The sequence below is a fragment of the Catellatospora sp. KI3 genome (assembly GCF_029948125.1).
Classification (GTDB): Bacteria; Actinomycetota; Actinomycetes; order Mycobacteriales; family Micromonosporaceae; genus Catellatospora.
This window is the reverse complement of record NZ_JASAMB010000018.1, coordinates 165314-185306: the sequence shown is the minus strand read 5'-3', so window position 1 is coordinate 185306 and position 19993 is coordinate 165314. Positions and strand designations below refer to the sequence as shown.

Sequence of the window (19993 nt, the reverse complement as noted above, 5' to 3'; positions counted from 1 at the left end):
GAAGGGCTGAGGTGTACGGCGCGTGTTTGCGATAGGTTTCCGTGATCTCCTCCGGTCCGAGGCAGCGGCACCGGAGCTCGACGCCCGGAAACCCTCCGTGCGTAGGCTGGCGTGATGACGAAGGAGACGACCGTGGGCGTCGACGACAACCGCAAGGTCACCATCGCGGCGATCGCCCGCGAGGCAGGCGTCTCCGTGCCCACCGTGTCGCGGGTCATCAACGGACGCTCCGACGTCTCGCCGCAGACCCGCGAGCGGGTCGAGGAGCTGCTGACCCGGCACGGCTACCGGCGGCGGGCGCCCGCGATGCGTACCAACTCGGGCCTGATCGATCTGGTCTTCCCCGACCTGGACAGCCCCTGGGCCGTCGAGATCATCCGTGGCGTCGAGGACGTGGCCCACGCGGCCGGAGTCGGCACCGTGGTGTCGGCGATCCACCGGAAATCGTCCTCGGCCAAGCAGTGGCTGGAGAACCTGCGCACCCGCGCGTCCGAGGGCGTCATCTTCGTGACCTCGACCCTGGAGCCGCCGCTGCAGGCCGAGCTGCGCCGCCTCAACATCCCGGTGGTCATCGTCGACCCCGCCGGGGTCCCGCCGCAGGAGGCGCCGACTATCGGCGCCACCAACTGGAACGGCGCCCTGCGCGCCACGGAGTACCTGCTGGGTCTGGGGCACCGCCGGATCGGGTTCATCGCCGGGCCGCCGCAGCTGCTGTGCAGCCGCGCCCGCCTCGACGGCTACCGGACCGCGCTCGACGCCGCCGGGCTGCCCGCCGACGACAAGCTGATCTACCCCGGCGACTTCTACCACGAGTCGGGCTTCGCGGGCGGCACCCAGCTGCTGAACCTGGCCAAGCCGCCGACGGCCATCTTCGCCTCCAGCGACCAGATGGCCCTGGGCGTATACGAGGCGATCCGCCGCAAGGGACTGCGCGTCGGCGACGACATCAGCGTCGTCGGCTTCGACGACCTGCCCGAGGTCCGCTGGTCGTCGCCGCCGCTGACCACGGTCCGCCAACCGCTGGCCGAGATGGGACTGCTCGCGGCGCGTACGCTGCTGCGCCTGGCCCAGCGGGAGAAGATCGAGAGCCCGCGCGTCGAACTCGCCACGGAACTCGTGATCCGCGACAGCGCCGCCCCACCGCGCGCCTGACCCGCCGCCCGCGCGGACTCCGCGGCGCCGCGAGTGGGTGCAGTTTCGGGGAAAGTGCACGAATCGGGTCCAGATTCCTGCAGTTTCCCCGAAACTGCAGCCGCACTCGCGGCGCGTGCCCCCGTCAGGGGTGGTGGGGGGTGAAGGCGAGGAGGGTGGTGGCTCGGCGGAGGTCCAGCGGGACGGTGCGGCCGGGGAAGGCGGCCCTGCGCGGGACCAGCGGGTGGAAGCGGTCGAGCAGCTCCTCGGTGGGCTGCGGGGCTAGGGTGTCCGGTGCCGCGACCTGGATCGCCTCGAAGCCGGTCAGCGGCCGGGTCAGTGCCAGCCAGTTGGCGGCGGCCGCGTCGCGGTCCTCCAGGTACGCCCACAGCGAGGCCGCACCCCACTCCGGCCGTTCGGCGAAGCGCGCGGCGTAGACCGGCAGCCGCTCGTCGAGGCCGCCGAGCAGTGGGAACCGCAGCGACACCACGGTCATGCCGTAGCGGCGGGCGATCATCGCCCCGGTCGCCTCGTCCACCTGCTTGCTCAGCGCGTACGGGTCGGCGGGCTGCAGCGGGTGCGCCTCGTCCACGGGCAGGTAGTGGAAGGCCAGCGGCACCGGGGCGAACGCCAGCCCCAGCGCGGACTGGCTGCCCGCGAGCACCGCCCGCCGTACGCCCGCCTGCCCGGCCTGCTCCAGCACCGTGAACGTGCCGCGCGTGTTGCCGCCGAACACGTTCTCCGGGGTGTCCAGCATCGGGGCCGGAATCGCGGCGCAGTGCACGACCGCGTCCACGTCGGACAGCGCGGCACGGACCGTGTCCACGTCGGAGGTGTCACCGACCAGCACCCGGTCGGCCTTGAGGTCGCCCGGGTCGGTCAGGTCGAGCGCGGTCGCGGCCACGCCGCGGGTGTGCAGCTGGTCCAGGGTGGCGCGGCCGAGCCGCCCCGCCGCCCCGGTGACCAGGACGCGGCGGGGCTGGTGCCCGGTCACGGCGCCTCGATCCCGCCGTCCGGGCGGCGCACCTTGGCCGCCCAGCGCTCGTGCAGGTGGGTGACCGGCGGATACTTCGCCGCGGCGGTCTCGTCGAGGTCGATGCCCCAGCCGGGGGCGTCGTTGGGGTACAGGTATCCGTTGCGCGGGTCGAGCGTGCCGGGGAACACCTCGCGCACCGGGTCGGGCCACAGGTGGCCCTCCTGGATGGTGAACGCCGGGCTGGTCACGTCGAGCGCGACGTTGGCGGCGGCGCCGACCGGGGACACGTCGGCGGGGGCGTGCCAGGCCGTGCCGACGCCCATCAGCTCGCACATCGCCACGATCTTGCGGGCCGGGGTGAGGCCGCCGATCGCCGACACGTGCAGCCGGATGATGTCCACGCCGCCGCCGTGCACCAGCCGGGCCGCGTCGGCGACCGAGGCGACCTGCTCGCCGACGGCCAGCGGCATGGGCGCGGCCGCGCGTACCTCGGGCAGCCGGTCGTAGAGCTCCAGCGGGATCGGGTCCTCCAGGAAGAACAGCCGGTACGGCTCCAGCGCGCGGGCCAGCCCGATCGCCTGCTTCACGGTGAGCCGGTGGTGCACGTCGTGGCACAGGTTCGGCTCGTCGCCGAGCGCCTCGCGGGCGGCCGCGAACAGCTTCGGCGTGTCCCGCAGGTACTGCTGCACGTCCCAGCCGTCCGGGTACGGCGAGTCCGGGTAGGCGTTCGGGGTGCCCGCCGCGCCGTAGGTGCCCAGGCCGGGGCCGCCGACCTGCAGCCGCACGTGCCGGTAGCCGTCGGCGAGGATCTGCCGCGCGTGCTCCAGGGTCGCCTCGACGGTCGGCCCGGCGGCGTGCAGGTACGTGTCGGCGGCGGCGCGCACCCGGCCGCCGAGCAGCTCGTACACCGGCATGCCGGCGCGCTTGCCCGCGATGTCCCACAGCGCCTGGTCGACCCCGGACAGCGCGCTGTTGAGCACCGGCCCGCCCCGCCAGTACGACGACAGGTGCACCATCCGGGTGATGTCCTCGATGTCGGCCGGGTGCCGTCCGATGAGCATCGGCGCGACGTGCTGGTCGACGGCGGCCACCACCGCGTGGAAGCGCTGGGTGAACGTGGCGCAGCCCAGGCCGTACAGGCCGGGGTCGTTGGTGTCGACGCGCACCACGACCAGGGGCAGCCCTTCGGGGGCGGTGACGATGGCCCGCACCGACGTGACGCGCAGACCGTCACGGGCCGGCCACGGCGCTTGGGTCTCCCGCATGGAGGACCGTCCTTCGCTATGACGTATGGCACCGAGCGGAGGTGCGTACGGAGTGCCGGACCGGCCGGGCCCGGCGCGAACGATCATACGCGCGCGCGGTACGGCGGACTCCGCTCGTCCGGACGACGTCGCCCGTGACACAGGCCTGACCGAAAGGCCCAGGTCAGGTGGCCGGTACGGGTCACTGATCCGGACCGTCGACGCGATCACGGTCGGTGACGGCTTTCGGAAGGATGACGAGGTTGGCCTGCTGAACTACCCCCTCGGAGTCATCACATGAACAAGCGCTGGCGCGCCGCGGTCATCGCGGGCGCTGTGGCCGCTGCCGGAGGCGTCGCCCTGGTCGCGATCCCCGCCATCGCGGACTCGCCCACGGCCCCGTACAACGCGGTGCTCAAGTCCGCTCACCAGGGCACCTACGCCAACGACTCGGACTTCGCCAAGGACTGCACCGAGACCGGCGCCCTGGGTGCCGGGTTCGACGGCTGGGTCTTCAACGTGGCCCCCGACATCTTCGACACCACGGTCGGCATGTGGGCGACGTTCTCCCACGGCGGCGTCGAGACCACCACGTACCTCAAGGACAACGACGCCGACAGCTACCCCAACGGCTTCGCCAACGAGACCAACAAGCACCTGGCCTGGGTCGTCGTGCCTGCGGGCTGGAAGCTGGAGACCGCGCAGGCCAAGGTCGTCTCGGACGGCACCGGCGGTGGCAAGGGCAAGAAGGCCGACGAGTTCAAGCTGCTGGTGACCCACACCTGCTGGACCGCGCCGACCCCGGAGCCGTCGCGCTCGCCCGGCGGCGAGACCCCCACCTCGCCGACCCCGTCGCCGGTGGCCAGCCCGTCGGTCTCGCCGAGCCCGTCCCCGGTGGCCACGCCGTCCCCCGAGACGTCGCCGTCGCCGGAGACCTCGCCCTCGCCCGAGACGTCGCCCTCGCCCGAGACGTCGCCGTCGCCGGAGACGTCGCCGTCGCCGGAGACGTCGCCGTCGCCGGAGAGCAGCCCGTCGCCCGAGGCGACGCCGTCCCCGGAGGCGACCCCGTCACCGGAGAGCAGCCCGTCCCCGGAGACGTCGCCGTCGCCGGAGAGCAGCCCTTCGCCTGAGACGAGCCCGTCCGGGTCGGCCGACCCGACCACTCCGGTGCCGTCCCCGTCCCCGTCGGGCGACTCGCTGCCGACCACCGGCACCGCGGTCACCTCGATCGTGGTGGCCGGCCTGGCCCTGATCGGCGTGGGCGTGGCCCTGCTGATCTCGATGCGCCGCCGCCGGATGCTGGGCGCCTGACGTACTGAAGACGAAGGCGCGGCCCTCCGGGAGACCGGAGGGCCGCGCCTTCGTCGCAGGTGGCAGCGGTCAGGCCGCGGGCAGGCTGGTGAAGACCAGCGGCCCGGACGGAGCCGGGGTGCTGCCGTTCGGGTAGCCCCAGTACGAGCTGTTGTCCGCCGCGGTGCTCAGCCGGAAGCCGACCGTGTACGTCCCCGCGGGCAGGCTCTGGAAGTACACCGGCAGCGACACGTGCCCGTCGGCCTCGACGTGGACACCGCCGTTGGCGCCGCCGACCGGGTAGCCGGCCGAGTTGTAGATCGTGGTCGAGAACCCGTTGACCTCGGCCAGCGTCACGTCGTCGATGACCACGTCGACGCTGATGCCGTTGAACAGGTCACCCGGCGCGGCCTCGGTGCGGCTCAGCGCCGCCGAGACCGCCACCGGCTTGGCGGTGTCGGGCACCCGGGTGACCCGCAGGTCGAGCGCCGGGCCGCCGTAGTGGGCGCCGTACACCGACACGGACCCGGCCGCGTCGGTGAGCAGGATTCCCTCGACGGTGCAGCTGGTGTTGAGCCGGCCGACGATCAACGGCAGCGTGTACGAGCCGGCGGGCCCCTCGGTCAGCACCTGGTTCCAGGCCGAGCAGGAACCGTCGGCCACGACGGTCGCCGTCAGCTGGCCCTGCACCCCGCTCGCGGTGAACGTCAGCTGGGTCGGGACCGACTCGCGCCAGTTGTTGACCTCGGTCGGGTTCAGCGCGAACCCGCTCGCGACGATCGCCTCGTCGCGGGTGACCCGCACCGTCGGCGCGTCGAGGGGGCCGGTGTAGCGCTTGGTGTTGCCGGCCCGGTCGGTCAGGCTCAGCGCCTTGACCTTCCACTCGCCGGTCGGGCTGCCCGCGGGCAGGGCCACCGGCAGGTCGCAACCCACGTACCAGATGTCGCCCCAGACCTGGCCGCTGCCGCAGAGCTGGTAGCCGTCACCGCTGTCCACCAGCGTGAAGGGGGTGACGATCTCGGTGGTGCCGGGACCGTCCAGGACCAGCCGGCCCTTCCAGAAGCCCGCGCCGGGCTCGTCGAAGACCTGAAAGCCGTAGCGCAGGGTCACGCCGGAGCCCGCGTCGTACATCTCGGTCCTGGTCGGCGCGGCGAGCCAGACCCGTTCGACCGTCGGCGGCGCGGTGTCGGGGGACTGGGTGGCGGCCAGCACGGCCGCCGGGCTGATCCTGTCGCCGGACAGGGTCCTGGTGGTGCCCTGGTCGTCGGTCGCGGTGATCTTCGTGACGCGGTAGGTCACCGGCGCGGCCGGGCCGTACTCGGTCACCAGGAGGTCGTACGCGTAGGACGAGCTGGCGAGGTCGCCCGCGGACGGCCCGACGACGGGCCAGCCGCCGTCGAGGCTGAACCGGATCTGCTCGACTGGCCCGAGCGCGGTGGTGCCGCTGTAGCGCTGCACGTAGACGCTGCCGCTGAGGTCGCGGGCGGTGGTCGAGGTGTCGGTGACCGTCCAGTTCAGCGTGACGGTCGTGCCGCCGGTGGTGGTGTCGACCTGGTCGGTGGCGAACGAGATGCCCGAGAAGGCGATCTTCGGATTCGCGGCCGCGGCGCCTGGTGCGGCCGTCGCGGCGAGCAGTGCCGTGGCCGCCGTGGCGGTGGCCAGGATGCGTGAGACTGCGCGTACGCGCGCAGCAGCCATTGATGTCCTCCCCGTTGACTGCGAGCCGACCGCATGCTGCGGTCCGCTCCGTGCGGGCCCGCCGGACCGCGGGCCGCGCGCAGCGTATGCGATACGCGCCAGAGCAGGGAAACGGAAAAGCGCGGGGAACGTGAAGACGGGGTCACCGCGTCCGGTCGGGCCGGTCGCGCAGCAGCGGGGTGGCGGGGTTCCAGGCGGTGCCGTCGCGGGTGCCGCGGCGGGCGCGGGCCAGGCCGGACAGCGCCTCCAGGCCGCGTAGCCGCTGCCGCGGACGGGCCGAAGCGGGTGCCGGGCCGGTGCGACCTGCCGCCGTCGAACGGGGCGCCGAGGATCACCACGTCGGCGCGGGCGTAGCTGTCCGTAAGATTGTTTTTCATCGGATGACCCGGACACCGATCGGAGAGCGGCGCAGGTCGGATGGGCGTCGGCGGCCGGGACGATCGGTCGGAAAGCCCGCGCGTTCAGCCTTCCCAGGAGATCGGGGATGGCGGTGTGCGCGAAAAGGCGGTACGTTCATCGCAAGCTCGTTCCGACGGTTTCCCCCGTGATCGCCGGAACGAGCTTCTTTCATGCGTGAACTGTTCCGTCGTGACTGAACAGTCGCTAAGGCGCTTCCAGCCCGTCCGCGAGGATCTGCTCGGCGGCGGCCAGCGCCGCGGCCCGGTGCGCCGGGACCAGTCCGAGCCGGGTGCGCCGGTCCAGCAGGTCGTCGACGGTGAGCGCGCCCTCGTGCCGCACCGCCCACAGCAGCTCCGCGCCGGTGACCGGGCTCTGCTCGATCAGGGGGCCGCGCCACGGCGGCGGTGCCTGCGCGAGCACGGCGGGCGCCTCGGTGCCGTACCGGAAGACGAGCCGGTCGGGGGCGTCGACCCGGGCCAGCTCGGCCCGGTCGGCCGCGCCGGGCAGGGGCAGGTCGCGGGTGCGGCACCGGCCCGCGCGCAGCCCGCGCCGCCGCACCGCGAGGTCGACGGCGTCCTGCGCCATCCGCCGGTACGTGGTGAGCTTGCCGCCGACCACGGTCACCACCCCGTCCGGCCCCTCGACGACGGCGTGCCGCCGGGAGATGTCGGCGGTACGCCCGTCGCCGCCCATCAGCGGCCGCAGCCCCGCGTACGCGCCGAGCACCTCCTCGCGCCGGACCGGCCGGGCCAGCACCGGATTCAGCACGCCCAGCAGGAACTCCACCTCCGACTCCGGCACCTCGGGCACGTCGGGCACCGGCCCGTGCACCGGCTCGTCGGTGAGCCCGACGTAGACCAGGCCGTCGGGCTGGGGCAGCACGATGACGAAGCGCGAGAACTCGCCCGGCACCGGGATGGTCAGCCCGGTCCACGGGTGGCGCAGCAGCTCGCCCGGCAGCACCAGGTGGGTGCCGCGCGACGGGCGCAGCGTGATGTCCGGGGCCAGGGTGCCCGCCCACACTCCCGTCGCGTTGACCACGGCGCGGGCGCGGATGCGCAGCTCCTGGCCGGTGACGGTGTCGCGGGCGGTGGCGCCGTCGCCGGTCAGCGCCTGCGCGCGGCAGCGGGTGAGGATCCGGGCGCCGTGCGCGGCCGCGGCGCGGGCCAGGCCGACGACCAGCCGTACGTCGTCACTGAGCTGGCCGTCCCAGCCCAGGCGGCCGCCGCGCAGCCCGTCGGCGCGCAGCGCGGGCACCATCGCGCGCACCTGCGCCGCCGACAGGGTCCGGGCGGGCGGCAGCACCGCGCGCGGGGTGCCGGCCACGGCGCGCAGCAGGTCACCGGCGCGCAGTCCGGCTCCGGCCAGGCGTACGCCGCCCGGGGTGGTGCCGGCGGTGGCGGGCAGCAGCATGCCCAGCGGGCGGGTCAGGTGCGGGGCGGTGCGGGTCATCAGGATGCCGCGCTCCACCGCGCTCTCGTACGCCACCCCGAACTGCCCCCGGGCCAGGTAGCGCAGGCCGCCGTGGACCAGTTTCGAGCTCCACCGCGAGGTGCCGAAGGCCAGGTCGTGCGCGTCGATCGCGGCCACGGACAGCCCGCGCGACGCGGCGTCCAGGGCGACCCCGGCGCCGGTGACGCCCAGCCCTACGACGAGCAGGTCCACGGTCTCGCCGTCGGCGAGGGCGGCGATTTCGCGGGTGCGGCGGGCAGCGGTGAGGGAGGCTGACACGGGACGCTCCTAGGCTCTCGGCTGAGGTGGTACCGGCGTCGCTTGCGCCTAAGTGACAGTTGATGTCACTCTGTCACACATGGATGCGAGCGCGGAAGTGCACCAGGCCGGTTGGGGCCGCTGGGGAGACCGGGCCAAGGCCAGGCCGCTGCCCGAGGGGGTGGCCAAGCTGCTCGGGCAGGTCTTCGACGTCCGGCCCGCCCCGGCGCCGCGCGAGCTGGAGCAGGTCGAACTGCCCCCGTCCGCCCTCGGCCAGGCGGCGCTCGCGGCGCTGGCCGCGATCGTCGGCGCCGAGCACCTGCACCTCGACAGCGCCAGCCGGGCCGCCCACGCCGCCGGCAAGTCCACCCCCGACCTGCTGCGCCAGCGCGCGGGCGAGGTGCCGCACGCCCCGCAGGCGGTGCTGTGCCCGGCCGACACCGACCAGGTGGTCGCGGTGCTGCGCACGTGCGGCGAGCACGGCCTGGCCGCGGTGCCCTTCGGCGGGGGTACGTCCGTCGTCGGCGGCCTGACCACGCCCACCCCGTACCTCGCGCTCGACCTGCGGCGCCTGGACCGCCTCGGCGCCGTCGACCCGGTGTCGCGCACGGCGGTGCTGCAGGCCGGACTGCCCGCCCCGCGCGCCGAGGAGCTGCTGGCCGCACACGGGCTGACCCTCGGCCACGTCCCGCAGTCCTACGAGTACGCCACCATCGGCGGCTTCGCCGCCACCCGCTCCTCCGGCCAGCTGTCGGCCGGCTACGGCCGCTTCGACGACATGGTGGTGGCGCTGACCGTGGCCACCCCGCAGGGCGCCCTGCACACCGGCCGCGCCCCCGCCTCAGCCGCCGGACCCGACCTGCGCGAACTGTTCCTCGGCTCCGAGGGCGCCTTCGGTGTCATCACCGAGGTCACGGTCCGCGTCCGCCCGATCCCGGCCCAGCGCCACTACGAGGGCTGGCGCTTCGAATCCTTCGAGCAGGGCGCGACCGCCGCCCGCACCCTCGCCCAGGACGGGCCGAAGCCGACCGTGCTGCGCCTGTCCGACGAGTTCGAGACCATGATCGGCGCGACCGGCGCGGGACGCGGCGACGGCGGCTGCCTGCTCATCGTCGGACACGAGGGCGCCGACGTGGCCGCCGTGGTCGAGCGCACCGGGCAGGTCCTGGCGGCTCTCGGCGGTACGCCGCTGGGCACCGGGCCGGGCGAGCACTGGGCCGCACACCGCTTCGACGCGCCGTACCTGCGCGACGGGCTGCTGGACGCGGGCGCGTTCGCCGAGACGCTGGAGACGGCGGCGTTCTGGTCGGCACTGCCGGGCCTGTACGCGGCGGTGCGCGAGGCCCTGTTCACCGCGCTCCCGACCCCGTCCCTGGTCCTGTGCCACATCTCGCACGTATACGAGACCGGCGCCTCGCTCTACTTCACCGTCGTCACGTCGTACCAGGAAGATGCGCTGACCGGCTGGCAGCGGGCCAAGGCGGCCGCCAACGAGGCGATCATCGCCGCGGGCGGCACCATCAGCCACCACCACGGCGTCGGCACCGAGCACCGCGACTGGTACCTCCGCGAGATCGGCCCCCTGGGCGCCGCCGCCCTGCAGGCGGTCAAGCGCCAGCTGGACCCCTTCGGGGTCGTCAACCCCGGCGTCCTCCTCCCGCGCTGACACCCGTAAGGAAGGGACCCTTCTTATCGCTTTGCGAGGTAGAAGGGCCCCTTCTTCACTCCTGGCCGGGGCGGAGGTACACGTCGAGCAGGGTGGACAGTTCGGTGTCGAGGTCGGCGGGGTCGTAGGCGTCGGCGACCGTCGGCATCGACAGGACGAACGACTGCGCGGTGAGCAGGACCGCGCGGGCCAGCCGGGCCGGTTCGCCAGCGCGGATCGACCCGTCGGCCTGCCCCGCGGCGATCGCCTCGACGAGGAACGCCAGCATCTCGTCCTGCCCGGCGCCGCGCCGGTGCAGCAGGTACGGCAGCAGGATCTCCGGATCCACGTCGATGATCTTCCGGAGCAGCGGGTGTACGCGCAGCGCCGCGGCCGCCGCCACCGACTGCGCCACCAGCCGCTCGCGCACCGGCGCACCCGCGTCGCCGCCGTCGCGGGCGGCCACGATCACGCGGTGCCACTCGCGGCTCATCAGGTCCCCGACCAGGCTCTGCACGTCTGGCCAGCGCCGGTACACCGACATCCGGGACACCCCGGCCCGCCGCGCCACCTCCGTCACCGTGGTACGGCGCACCCCATACGCCAGCACGCAGTCGCGTACGGCGTCCAGCACGAGATCGTCCACCGGCCCTGTGTACCACGGCACCGGACCGTTCGGAGCAGCGGCGGTATCCTGGCTCGCGCAACGGCGCGTCCGCAATCGACCTGGGGGAGTCACCATGGTCAACATCGAAGTCCTATCCGGCACCGAGGCCGCACCGTCCGGACCGGAACCGGTCCGCCCGATCACGAGCTACCGCACCGACCTGGTGATGGTGCTGCTCGGCGCCTGGTTCACCGTCGGGCTGATGCTGGACGCCTGGGCGCACAACAACGTGCCCGGCCTGGAGACCTTCTTCACCCCCTGGCACGCCGTCTTCTACTGGGGCTTCCTGGTCACCGGCGGCTGGATCGCCTGGACCGTGCGCCCGGCCCTGCGCGGCGGCGGCCGCCCCGACCTGCGCGCCATGCCCGTCGGATACGCCTCGGCGTCGGTGGCGGTGCTCGCGTTCGCGCTGTTCGGGTTCGGCGACTTCACCTGGCACGAGGTGTTCGGCATCGAGCAGAACATCGACATCCTGTTCAGCCCCACCCACCTGGGCCTGGTCGTGTCCATGTTCGTCATCGTGACCACGCCGCTGCGCGCGGCGTGGCTGCAGGACCGCCCGGCGGTGTCGGGGCTGCGCCCGCTGCTGCCCGCGGTGCTCGCCCTGGCGCTCGGCTCGACGCTGGTCCTGCTCTTCCTGCAGTACGGCAACGCGCTCACGTTCAACGCCGCATCGGTGCAGGTCGCACTGTCCAACCCTGACGAGGGCTTCACCGGCCGGTTCGTGTCGGCGCTGGTGCTGACGAACGTGGTGCTGCTCGCGCCGCTGCTGCTGCTGGCGCGGCGGTGGGTGGTGCCGGTGGGCAGCGCGACCATCGTGTACGCGTTCCTGGCGGGGCTGTCGACGGCGGTCAGCGGCTTCGAGAACGTGACGATGGCGGCGGGGGTGGTGGTCGGCGGCATCGGCGTCGACCTGCTGGCCTGGCGGCTGCGGCCCAGCGCGGACGCCCCGCGGCGGCTGCGGGCGTTCGCGGCGCTGGCGGCGCTGTGGACGTGGACGGCGTTCTTCGCCACGGCGTACGTGGCCGGGGAGGCCGTGCACTTCGAACGGGGTCCGATCACGCCGACGCCGGAGCTGCTGACGGGCATTCCGGTGGTGGCGGCGCTGGTCGGCCTGCTGCTGGCGGTCCTGGTCGTGCCGACCCAGCCGGTGCGGGCCGAGCGGGCTTAGCGGGGCGTTGCGACGCGGGTACGGCGGCAGCCGCCGTACCCGCGCGTGTTGGTGTCTTACCCGACGCCTGCGAGCAGGCGATGTGCTGCGTGTTTCGGTGCTCGTAGTGGCGGGCGCGGGCTGTCGCCGGTGACTGCGGCGGGGGGCATGTGGGTGTCCGAGAACAGCCGCACCGGCGGCGAGGGAGTGCGCGGGGGTGCCGTCGGCGGGTTCAGCCAGCCGAGGAAGCGGCGGTGCAGCAGGCCCGACGCGGTGGTCGGGAGGTCTTCGCAGGCCTGGACGAGGTGGCGCGCAAGTACGAGTGCGAGGGAAGCGGGCGCGCCGTAGAACTGCGCGAGCAGCTGCCGCCTGCGGGTGTGGCAGGGCCACTCGTCCGAGCAGATCGCGCATTTCCAGTGCGGGCGGATCGGTGTGTGCAGAGACATCGAACCTCCTTGCGGAGCCAGGGTGAGTGGGTGGGAAGGGCGCCTGGCGAGGTTGGGAGATGTGTCGGCGCCCTTCCCGGAACTCGCCGGGCCGAGGGTGCGAGCCCGGCCCGACAAGTCCTGGATGCCGAACCACCAGGCCCGACTCCACCTCTCTAGAGAAGTGCAAGCCTTCGTGGCTTGAGTTTTGTCTATCGATGGTTTCGCGGGGCCGACATGGCACGTAGCCTGTGCTCTAGAGAGGTTGGGCGAGGACCTGAAATGAGTGACACACCAGACCGGGCACCGCACCGGTATGTGGAGATGGCCAATGAGCTTCGGGAGGCGATCACGCGGGGCGAATACCAGGTGGGCGATCGCCTGCCCGGTGAGAACGTGCTCATGCAGCGCTACGGCGTTGCTCGGGCGACGGCGCGGGACGCATTGGCGGTGCTGCGGCACGAAGGGCTGGCGGTCGCTCGACCCGGTGCGGGCGTGTACGTGACGTCGCGCAAGCGGCTGGTCCGCGACAGCACCGCCCGGTATTCGCGTCGGCGGCAAGCCCGCCGCCGTTCATGACGGATGTGGCGAACTCCAACCGTGAGGCTGGTTGGGAGCACGTCAGTGAGCGGAGGTCCGCGACGACACGAGTGGCGGAGCTGCTGGGCATCGCCGTGGGGGAGCCCGTGATGGAGACCGCGTACCGGTTCTTCGCCGACGGCAGCCCGGTTCAGCTGTCCTGGTCCTGGGAGCCGCTGTCGCTCACCGGCGGAACACCCGTCGAACACCCTGAAGAGGGTGCTGTCACCGGCGTCATCGCCAGGATGGACGCGATCGGGCGGCGGGTGGACCGCGTGGTGGAGAAGGTGACCGCCAGAGCGGCGACGACCTCTGAGGCCGAACGCCTCGAACTACCGCAGCGCGGAGCGTATGTCCTGGTCATCGAGCGCAGACACTATGCGGGCGACCTGACTGTCGAGGCATGCGACATCGTGTTCCCGGGCGACCGCTACGAACTCACGTACGCGATCCCGGTTCCTGACTGATCCACGGGAATGATCTGCCGGGACAGCCCGTGACGCGGCCCGGCCGCTGCCGGAGCTTCGCATCCCCCGTGGATGCGACGTCTCCGCGGCGGCCGGGCCGTCGGCGGCCCGCGCTAGGCGGCGGGCCGGGGATCGCAGGCGAAGTGGTACGGGAAGTAGCGCATCCGGGTGAGCGACCCGTACACGCTCTTGTCGCTCTCGCCCTCGGCGTTCCAGGCGAGGGTGCTGCGGATCGAGCCGCGGCCCTGCACGATGACCAGCGCCGTGCAGCTCTCCGTGTCGTTGGGCCGGTAGCCGGGGGCCGGGATCGACCGGCTGACGTGCGTGTGGTCGACGTAGCTGCGGCCGGAGGCCGCCAGCACGAGGGTGTCGGCGTCTTGCACGGTGTAGGTGGCCCAGAAGAAGTAGATCTTCTCGCCCGGACATAGGAACTTCAGCGCGTCCACCTCGGCACCCATGCCGGGGCCGTCGTACCCGGCGACCGAGATGTGGCCGCCCGGCAGGCACCTCGGCACACCGGAGCCCGTGCCGGTCGCGCCGGTGGAACGTGGGCTTGTCGTCGGCGAGGTGCCCACGGGAGTGGTCGTCGGCGAGGGCTCGGCGGTCGCCGAGGCGGAGGGGGAGACCGATCCGCTGGGCAAGGGCGAAGGGCTGGCGGTCACCGGGGCGGGTCCCCGGTCCGGGCGGTACTGCGCCAGTGCGGCCACAGGCAGCGCGAGCAACAGCAGGAGCGCCGCGCACAGCACCAGCGCCTGGTTGCGGCGGCGCTCGCCTGCGCGCCGCTGCGCGGCGGCCGTGCCCTGTGGCCGGATGGACGGGAGGGTGGCCGCGCGGAAGTCCCCGATCGCCGCGGCGAACAGCTCGTCGTGCGTACGCTCAGACATCCCGCTCCTCCGCTCCTGTGCCGAGCTGCGCGGCCATCGCGGCCCGAGCGCGGTGCAGCCAGGACTTGACCGTGCCCTCGGGAGTGCGCTCCTGCTCGGCGATCTCGGCGATGGTCAGCTCGCCGATGTAGTGCAGGACGAACGCGCGCCGCTGCATCTCGGGCAGTTTCGCCAGTGCGCTGGTCAGCGCGACCCGGTCCGGTCCGGGTCCGGCGAGGTGCTCCTCGCGGTGGCGGCGCAGGAACAGGTTCAGCCGCTGCTGGCGGCGCCAGCGGGTCTTGGCGAGGTTCCAGGCGACGTGCCGGACCCAGGCGCCCGGGTCGGCGTAGCCGGCGAGCTTGGCCCAGCGGGGCAGCGCCCGCGCGAACGCCTCCTGAACGATGTCCTGGGCGTCGGCCGCGTTGCCGATGTACGCCGCGATCTGCAGCGCGATGCCCTGGAAGTGTGCCGCGTAGCACTCCTCGAAGTCCGCGAGCACGGCGCCGTCGCGTGCCGTGCCTGCTCGTCCGGGCGGTGATTCAGCCTGTCTGATCGACAACGCCGTCATCTGCCATTTCCGTCCATCCCCGTGAGTCGACTCCCGACTCGTCGCGATATCACCTCGCGACCGGGCGGGAGGTTGCACCGGGGACAGAAGAATTTTCGCCTCTGCCTTGCCGTCGACCGCACCCACTGCTCACCTAGGCCGAGCACGCAGTCTCGGCCGCAGATCGGGGTCGACGACGCGCCAGAAGGAGGATTCGTCAGATGAATGGCACGGCGCGCGTGGGTCTCGGGATGTTCGGCGTCTCCATGATCATTCTTTTGCTCACCGCGCCACTCATTGACAATCGCCAGATACTGGCGATCAGCTTCGCTGCGGAGTTCGTAATCCTCGGCGTCGTCTTCCTCCATGCTGGACTGACTCGCGGATCCCCACGTCGCGACGAGAACGCCGAGCGGTGCGTGACTGGGCCAACCGAGTAGATCGAGATGCCCAGGGAGCATGGCAGGGCCATGCTCCCTGGGCTGAATGCATGCAGCCTGCTGAGGAAACGGGTTGCACCTGCGGACTGAAACGCGGCACTATCGAGAACGCCCACGTTGCCTCCACCGGGAGCCTTTGCACATGTGATTCACGGGACGCGCTGAGCCTTCCGCTCGCCCTGCCTGACCGGCCCTACGGCCGTCGGCTCCCGTGCGCCTGTTTTCCGGCGCATCACCCTGTGCTCGCACTCATCCGCCGTGGGGATCACCTTGCTAAAAGCCGTCTCTCTTTCCCATCACTACTCCGGCGACACCCTGTTCGCCGGAGTCGACCTGGTGCTCGGCGCCGGTGACCGGGTCGGCCTCGTCGGCCCGAACGGCGCCGGCAAGTCCACCCTCCTGCGCATCCTGACCGGCGGGCTCAAACCCGCCACCGGCCACGTACGCCGAGCGCCCGGCACCCGCCTGGGCTGGTTCGCCCAGCAGGTCCCCGACCCCGACGACACCGTCGGCCGCTTCCTGGCCTCCGGCCTCGGTGAACTCGACACCGTCCGCACCCGCCTGGCCGATCTGGAGCAGGCCCTCGCCCGAGGCGAAGACGTCCTCGCCGAGTACGGCCACATCCAGGACCGCTGGACCGCCCTCCAGGGCTGGACCGCCGAGACCCGCCTCGCCGAGGTACGCGACCGCCTGGACCTGTCCCATCTCCCCGACGACACCCCGCTGCGCCACGTCAGCGGCGGCGAGCAGGCCCGCCTCACCCTGGCCCGGGTGCTCCTCGACACCCCCGACCTGCTGATCCTCGACGAGCCCACCAACCACCTCGACGCCGAGGGCATCACCTGGCTCGGCGACTGGCTGGCCGCCTTCTCCGGCGGGCTCCTCGTGGTCAGCCACGACCGCGCCTTCCTGGACCGCACCGTCACCCGGATGCTCGAACTCGACGGCATCCACGACGAGCTCCAGACCTACGAGGGCGGCTACACGGCATACCGGGAGGAGAAGGCGAGGCGCTGGCAGCGGCTGCTGCTCGACTACGAGGCGCAGGAGAAGGACCGCACCCGCTGGGAGGCCGACATCGCGCGTACCCGCGAGCAGGCCGCCGGGGTGGAGCAGTCCGTCCGCAGCGGCCTGGGCTCCGACAAGATCCGCCGGTACGCGAAGAAGGTCGCCAAGAAGGCCAAGGCCCGCGAGCGCCGCCTGCGCCGGCAGATGGACTCCCTGCGCTGGATCGACCGGCCCGAGACCCGCCCGGTCCTGGCCCTGGCCTTCCCCCAGGAGGCGACCCCGGACGAAGTGGTCGTCCGCACCCGCGAGCTGGCCCTGTCCCGCTCCGGCCGCACCCTGCTCGACCCTGTCGACCTCACCGTGTACGGCGGGGACCGCATCCTGCTGACCGGCGTGAACGGCGCGGGCAAGACCACCCTCCTGCGCGCCCTGGCCGGCGATGTCCCGACCGGCGGCACCGTCGAGGCTCCGGCCGGGGTGTCCCTGCTTCCGCAGACCCACGACGACCTGCGCCGCCCGACCTCCGTCCGCGACTTCTTCCGCGGCCACGTCCCCGTCTACGCCGACGACGCCGAGCGCCTGCTCGACGCCTACCTGTTCGACTCCGACCAGTGGGACGCCCCGCTGCGTACGCTGTCGGCGGGGGAGCTGCGGCGGCTGCTGCTGGCCGTGATGGTCAACAGCCGGGCCCGAGTGCTGCTCCTCGACGAGCCGACCAACTACCTGGACTTCGACTCCCTCGACGTGATCGAGGTGGCACTCCGCGAGTTCCGGGGCACCCTGATCACGGTCACCCACGACGCGTACTTCGCGGCCGCGGTGGGCCACACCCGCCACTGGCACCTGACCGGCGGCAAGCTGCTGGAGCACTGACGCGCACCCCCCGACCAGAGGCCGTGACCGGAGATCATGACCGGAGATCGTGACCTTGGAGGCCAGCCCAGCCGATGATCGCGGCCAGCGGTCGAAACCCCGGCCCGTAGCCGCTCTCCTGACCGCAAACGACGATCTTCACGCCTGCGGTGAAGGTTCCAGCGCCGAGACGTGACGCGGCGGGCCCGATCGGGCCCGCCGCACGTCATGCTCCTACCGGTAGGGCACTCCTACCAGTAGTGTCGTCTGCCGCCCACGGGGCGGCCGACCGAACCGGCGATCCACAGCACCGCGCCGATGATCAGCAGGATGATGCCGATCGTCCACAGCAGCGAGATGTGCAGGAAGTAGCCGAGGAGCAGCAGAATCAAGCCGAGGATGATCACTTGAGGCCTCCCTCGCAGGCAACCTTTGCCTACATCGCGGAGGTACCCGGCCGCATCGGCCGGTAAACGAGCGAAGATCGCCGGTATGCGGGCAGGATCAGACCGGGGCGAGGACCGGCTCGCGGCGCTCGGCGGCGGCCGTGTCCACCAGCCCGAAGCCCGCGCTGCCGTGCAGGGCCAGGGCGCGCAGCCGCACCATCGCGACCTTGGTCGCCACGTCGGCCATCGGACCGGGCCGGTGCGCCCAGAACGTGGTGAGCAGCGGCTGGGTCAGGTCGGCGAGTACAGCCGGGTCGGTGCCCGGCGGCAGGGCCGCGACGGCCTGGCTGGTGGTGGCGATGGCGTGGTCCAACCCGGCCTGCCAGCCGGGTCCGATCCGGCCGGTGCCCGGGTACGCCGGGTCCGAGCGCCACGCCTGCCACTTGTCCAGCAGCGTGATCAGCTCGGCGCGCAGCTCTTCCGCCCGTTGGGCAGCATCACTCAGAGTGCTGAGCTGTTCACTGGTGGTCATGGCTACACACTCTACGGTTTGCGGCGACCGCAGGTGTCCACAACACGGCACAAGAAAAAGCGGTGCCGGACCGACATGATCACCATACACCTGGCGTCCGTCTTGTCCTGGTTTGCTGAAAACGCCACGCGGGTACGTGAACGGTGTTCCCGACCTGAGGAGGACGGTCATGGCAGGCCACAGCCCAGAGCGCGACTTCATCTCGCCGGTGCCCGAGTCCGACCTGGAGCGGGCGCAGGAGGACACCGAGCGTGAGCACGAGCGGCACCGCGAGGACACCGAGCGGCTGACCGACGACGACCCGCGCGACCCCCGCAACCCCACCGAACCCTTCTCCGGCTCCGAGCACTGAGCTAAAGATACGGGCGGGGGCCGGTGGCTGGTGCCACCGGCCCCCGCCCTATGGCAGAGATGAATGCTCAGGATCAGGACCTGCCGCGCATCGCGTCGGCCGCGGCGTCCTTGGTGTCGTTGAAGGTGTCCTTGGCCTTCTCGCCGGCCTTCTTCATCTTCGCCGACGCCTGGTCCATGTTGCCCTCGGCCTCCAGGCGCTCGTTGTCGGTCATCTTGCCGGTCGCCTCTTTGGTCTTGCCCTTGAGGTCTTCGGCCTCGTTGCTGATCTTGTCCTTGATACCCATGACCAACTCCCTCGGTGCGGTTGCGGCGGTCGGGTTCCCCCCGCACATACCCCGTCGGGACGCCTCGAAACCTCCCCAAACCAATTCAACGGACAAAAACCCATAAACGGTAATAATCGGCTGGTATGGTCTGTCGCCAGGTGAGCCCCCGGATGGAGAGACCCGCGATGACCCTGCCCAAGCGCCCCCGCCGCCGCCTGCCGTTCTGGGGGTTCGTCCTGGCCGGGGTCGGCCTGCTCGTCCTGTCGCTCGGCTTCGGCGGCGCGCTGCTCACCAAGTCGTACCTGCAGAGCCTCACCAGCTCCGTGGAGACCGGCTCGGTGCTGGAGGGGGACGCGCTCAAGCCCGCGCCCACCATCTCCGGGCGCACGCTCACCGGCCCGCTGGACATCCTGCTGCTCGGCCTGGACACCCGGCACGGCTGGGCCGACGGCAGCGGACGCGCCGACACGATCATCGTGCTGCACATCCCGCGCGAGCACGACAAGGCGTACCTGATGTCGATCCCGCGCGACGCGCTCGTCGACATCCCGGCGTATCCGCAGGCCGGGTTCTACGGCAAGCGGAACCGCATCAACGCCGCCTACACCTACGGCTCGCGCAACGGCCTCGACTGGCAGGGCGGTGCCGCGCTCACCGCCAACACCATCCACCAGCTCACCGGGCTGCAGTTCGACGGCGTCGCCGTGATCGACTTCGACGGCTTCAAGGACGTGATCGAGGAGCTGGGCGGCGTGCACATGTGCGTCGATCGCGAGACCAAGTCCGACCACTACATCGTGGTCGACGGCAAGCCTGAGAAGGCGTACGGCAAGCGCAGCGGCGTCTTCCTGCCCAACAGCTACGTGCACCCGGTCGGCTGCCGCGACATGGCGGGCTGGGAGGCGCTGGACTTCGCCCGCCAGCGCAAGAGCGGCCCCAACGGCGACTACGACCGCCAGCGCCACCAGCAGCAGCTGCTCAAGGCGATGGGGGAGAAGGCGGCCACGGTCGGGGTCGTCACCAACCCGCTCAAGGTGACCTCGCTGATCAAGTCGGCCGGCAGCGCGCTGCGGATGGACACCGGGCACGCCGACCTGTTCGACTTCCTGTGGACGCTGCGCGGGCTGCGCAGCAGCGACCTGGTGCTGCTCAAGACCAACAACGGGACGTACCTGCGCGGCAAGGTCAAGGGCACCCAGGCGATCAGCTACGGCACGCTGGAGATGTTCGCCGCCGCGAAGGCCGACACCCTCGACGCGTACGTCACCACCCACCCCGAGTCCGTGTACGGCGACGGCACGGTGCCGATCGGCGCCCCGCCCACCACCGACCCGCACCCGATCCGCGCAGCCGACTGACCCCCT

Annotated in this window: 20 protein-coding genes and 2 pseudogenes; 10 read left to right on the top strand and 12 right to left on the bottom strand. The window is 72.1% G+C overall.

The genetic code is table 11. The features are described 5' to 3' along the window. Positions 1-132 precede the first annotated feature (132 nt). Positions 133-1152, top strand: a complete 1020-nt coding sequence (locus QEZ54_RS26270) for a LacI family DNA-binding transcriptional regulator (RefSeq protein ID WP_281307393.1) — start codon at positions 133-135, stop codon at positions 1150-1152. A gap of 124 nt (positions 1153-1276) precedes the next feature. Here the strand turns inward: QEZ54_RS26270 and QEZ54_RS26265 are convergent, their stop codons facing one another. Together QEZ54_RS26265 and QEZ54_RS26260 are read right to left on the bottom strand one after the other, a co-directional pair. Next, a complete protein-coding gene (locus tag QEZ54_RS26265) occupies positions 1277-2125 on the bottom strand; it encodes an NAD(P)-dependent oxidoreductase (RefSeq protein WP_281307379.1) in 849 nt (282 codons plus the stop codon). Continuing rightward, entirely contained in the window at positions 2122-3372 is a 1251-nt protein-coding gene (locus QEZ54_RS26260) for an enolase C-terminal domain-like protein (RefSeq protein WP_281307378.1), read from the bottom strand. The genes QEZ54_RS26265 and QEZ54_RS26260 overlap by 4 nt, the downstream gene beginning before the upstream one ends. 276 nt (positions 3373-3648) lie before the next feature. Here QEZ54_RS26260 and QEZ54_RS26255 point away from each other — a divergent pair, with 276 nt between their 5' ends. Further along, positions 3649-4662 (top strand): LPXTG cell wall anchor domain-containing protein, encoded by a 1014-nt coding sequence (locus QEZ54_RS26255; RefSeq protein WP_281307377.1) that lies wholly within the window; start codon positions 3649-3651, stop codon positions 4660-4662. A 69-nt stretch (positions 4663-4731) separates the two neighbouring features. Here QEZ54_RS26255 and QEZ54_RS26250 read toward each other — a convergent pair whose 3' ends face one another. The 3 genes and pseudogenes from QEZ54_RS26250 to QEZ54_RS26240 form a co-directional block, all read right to left on the bottom strand. Beyond that, positions 4732-6339 (bottom strand): hypothetical protein, encoded by a 1608-nt coding sequence (locus tag QEZ54_RS26250; RefSeq protein ID WP_281307376.1) that lies wholly within the window; start codon positions 6337-6339, stop codon positions 4732-4734. 275 nt (positions 6340-6614) lie between these two features. Beyond that, positions 6615-6716 (bottom strand): annotated as a pseudogene (locus QEZ54_RS26245) (arginase family protein); the annotation flags it as partial. Between the two features lie 226 nt (positions 6717-6942). Then, on the bottom strand, positions 6943-8469 hold the full coding sequence (locus tag QEZ54_RS26240) for a glycerol-3-phosphate dehydrogenase/oxidase (RefSeq protein ID WP_281307375.1): 1527 nt from the start codon (positions 8467-8469) through the stop codon (positions 6943-6945). Between the two features lie 79 nt (positions 8470-8548). On the opposite strand from QEZ54_RS26240, the gene QEZ54_RS26235 reads away from it, so the two are divergent. Further along, positions 8549-10114, top strand: coding sequence for an FAD-binding oxidoreductase (locus tag QEZ54_RS26235; protein WP_281307374.1), 1566 nt, complete (start codon positions 8549-8551; stop codon positions 10112-10114). Positions 10115-10169: 55 nt separating this feature from the next. On the opposite strand, the gene QEZ54_RS26230 is transcribed toward QEZ54_RS26235, so the two are convergent. Then, the gene (locus QEZ54_RS26230; RefSeq protein ID WP_281307373.1) at positions 10170-10739 is read right to left on the bottom strand and encodes a TetR/AcrR family transcriptional regulator; all 570 of its coding nucleotides are present in this window, start codon (positions 10737-10739) and stop codon (positions 10170-10172) included. A gap of 94 nt (positions 10740-10833) precedes the next feature. Here QEZ54_RS26230 and QEZ54_RS26225 point away from each other — a divergent pair, with 94 nt between their 5' ends. Continuing rightward, positions 10834-11931, top strand: coding sequence for a hypothetical protein (locus QEZ54_RS26225; RefSeq protein WP_281307372.1), 1098 nt, complete (start codon positions 10834-10836; stop codon positions 11929-11931). Between the two features lie 215 nt (positions 11932-12146). Here the strand turns inward: QEZ54_RS26225 and QEZ54_RS26220 are convergent. After that, positions 12147-12356: pseudogene (locus QEZ54_RS26220) on the bottom strand (flavin reductase); the annotation flags it as partial. A gap of 303 nt (positions 12357-12659) precedes the next feature. Between QEZ54_RS26220 and QEZ54_RS26215 the strand changes: the two are divergent. Continuing rightward, positions 12660-12914, top strand: a complete 255-nt coding sequence (locus tag QEZ54_RS26215) for a winged helix-turn-helix domain-containing protein (protein WP_281307371.1) — start codon at positions 12660-12662, stop codon at positions 12912-12914. After that, entirely contained in the window at positions 12911-13381 is a 471-nt protein-coding gene (locus QEZ54_RS26210; RefSeq protein ID WP_281307370.1) for a UTRA domain-containing protein, read from the top strand. The genes QEZ54_RS26215 and QEZ54_RS26210 overlap by 4 nt, the downstream gene beginning before the upstream one ends. 113 nt (positions 13382-13494) lie before the next feature. Here QEZ54_RS26210 and QEZ54_RS26205 read toward each other — a convergent pair whose 3' ends face one another. Beyond that, on the bottom strand, positions 13495-14265 hold the full coding sequence (locus tag QEZ54_RS26205; protein WP_281307369.1) for a hypothetical protein: 771 nt from the start codon (positions 14263-14265) through the stop codon (positions 13495-13497). After that, positions 14258-14743 carry a sigma-70 family RNA polymerase sigma factor gene (locus tag QEZ54_RS26200; protein WP_281307368.1) on the bottom strand — a complete coding sequence of 162 codons (486 nt, stop codon included), beginning with the start codon at positions 14741-14743 and terminating at the stop codon, positions 14258-14260. Before QEZ54_RS26200 ends, QEZ54_RS26205 begins: the two co-directional genes overlap by 8 nt. 269 nt (positions 14744-15012) lie before the next feature. On the opposite strand from QEZ54_RS26200, the gene QEZ54_RS26195 reads away from it, so the two are divergent. Both QEZ54_RS26195 and QEZ54_RS26190 read left to right on the top strand, forming a co-directional pair. Then, positions 15013-15231, top strand: a complete 219-nt coding sequence (locus QEZ54_RS26195; RefSeq protein ID WP_281307367.1) for a hypothetical protein — start codon at positions 15013-15015, stop codon at positions 15229-15231. A gap of 258 nt (positions 15232-15489) precedes the next feature. Beyond that, entirely contained in the window at positions 15490-17112 is a 1623-nt protein-coding gene (locus tag QEZ54_RS26190) for an ABC-F family ATP-binding cassette domain-containing protein (protein ID WP_281307366.1), read from the top strand. A gap of 230 nt (positions 17113-17342) precedes the next feature. Here QEZ54_RS26190 and QEZ54_RS26185 read toward each other — a convergent pair whose 3' ends face one another. Continuing rightward, a complete protein-coding gene (locus QEZ54_RS26185) occupies positions 17343-17483 on the bottom strand; it encodes a DUF6131 family protein (RefSeq protein WP_348650572.1) in 141 nt (46 codons plus the stop codon). Between the two features lie 112 nt (positions 17484-17595). After that, positions 17596-18009 carry a hypothetical protein gene (locus tag QEZ54_RS26180; protein ID WP_281307365.1) on the bottom strand — a complete coding sequence of 138 codons (414 nt, stop codon included), beginning with the start codon at positions 18007-18009 and terminating at the stop codon, positions 17596-17598. Between the two features lie 169 nt (positions 18010-18178). Here QEZ54_RS26180 and QEZ54_RS26175 point away from each other — a divergent pair, with 169 nt between their 5' ends. Continuing rightward, a complete protein-coding gene (locus tag QEZ54_RS26175) occupies positions 18179-18361 on the top strand; it encodes a hypothetical protein (protein WP_281307364.1) in 183 nt (60 codons plus the stop codon). 73 nt (positions 18362-18434) lie between these two features. Here the strand turns inward: QEZ54_RS26175 and QEZ54_RS26170 are convergent, their stop codons facing one another. Beyond that, a complete protein-coding gene (locus tag QEZ54_RS26170) occupies positions 18435-18647 on the bottom strand; it encodes a CsbD family protein (RefSeq protein ID WP_281307363.1) in 213 nt (70 codons plus the stop codon). Between the two features lie 152 nt (positions 18648-18799). Between QEZ54_RS26170 and QEZ54_RS26165 the strand changes: the two genes are divergently transcribed. Beyond that, on the top strand, positions 18800-19987 hold the full coding sequence (locus tag QEZ54_RS26165) for an LCP family protein (protein WP_281307362.1): 1188 nt from the start codon (positions 18800-18802) through the stop codon (positions 19985-19987). The last annotated feature ends 6 nt before the right edge of the window (positions 19988-19993 follow it).

Excerpts from the sequence above, each read along its gene's own strand:
- QEZ54_RS26260 (WP_281307378.1), bottom strand. The coding sequence starts at position 3,372 with ATGCGGGAGACCCAAGCGCCGTGGCCGGCCCGTGACGGTCTGCGCGTC.
- QEZ54_RS26255 (WP_281307377.1), top strand. The coding sequence starts at position 3,649 with ATGAACAAGCGCTGGCGCGCCGCGGTCATCGCGGGCGCTGTGGCCGCT.
- QEZ54_RS26250 (WP_281307376.1), bottom strand. The coding sequence starts at position 6,339 with ATGGCTGCTGCGCGCGTACGCGCAGTCTCACGCATCCTGGCCACCGCC.
- QEZ54_RS26235 (WP_281307374.1), top strand. The coding sequence starts at position 8,549 with ATGGATGCGAGCGCGGAAGTGCACCAGGCCGGTTGGGGCCGCTGGGGA.
- QEZ54_RS26225 (WP_281307372.1), top strand. The coding sequence starts at position 10,834 with ATGGTCAACATCGAAGTCCTATCCGGCACCGAGGCCGCACCGTCCGGA.
- QEZ54_RS26215 (WP_281307371.1), top strand. The coding sequence starts at position 12,660 with ATGGCCAATGAGCTTCGGGAGGCGATCACGCGGGGCGAATACCAGGTG.
- QEZ54_RS26210 (WP_281307370.1), top strand. The coding sequence starts at position 12,911 with ATGACGGATGTGGCGAACTCCAACCGTGAGGCTGGTTGGGAGCACGTC.
- QEZ54_RS26205 (WP_281307369.1), bottom strand. The coding sequence starts at position 14,265 with ATGTCTGAGCGTACGCACGACGAGCTGTTCGCCGCGGCGATCGGGGAC.
- QEZ54_RS26195 (WP_281307367.1), top strand. The coding sequence starts at position 15,013 with ATGAATGGCACGGCGCGCGTGGGTCTCGGGATGTTCGGCGTCTCCATG.
- QEZ54_RS26180 (WP_281307365.1), bottom strand. The coding sequence starts at position 18,009 with ATGACCACCAGTGAACAGCTCAGCACTCTGAGTGATGCTGCCCAACGG.
- QEZ54_RS26175 (WP_281307364.1), top strand. The coding sequence starts at position 18,179 with ATGGCAGGCCACAGCCCAGAGCGCGACTTCATCTCGCCGGTGCCCGAG.
- QEZ54_RS26170 (WP_281307363.1), bottom strand. The coding sequence starts at position 18,647 with ATGGGTATCAAGGACAAGATCAGCAACGAGGCCGAAGACCTCAAGGGC.
- QEZ54_RS26165 (WP_281307362.1), top strand. The coding sequence starts at position 18,800 with ATGGAGAGACCCGCGATGACCCTGCCCAAGCGCCCCCGCCGCCGCCTG.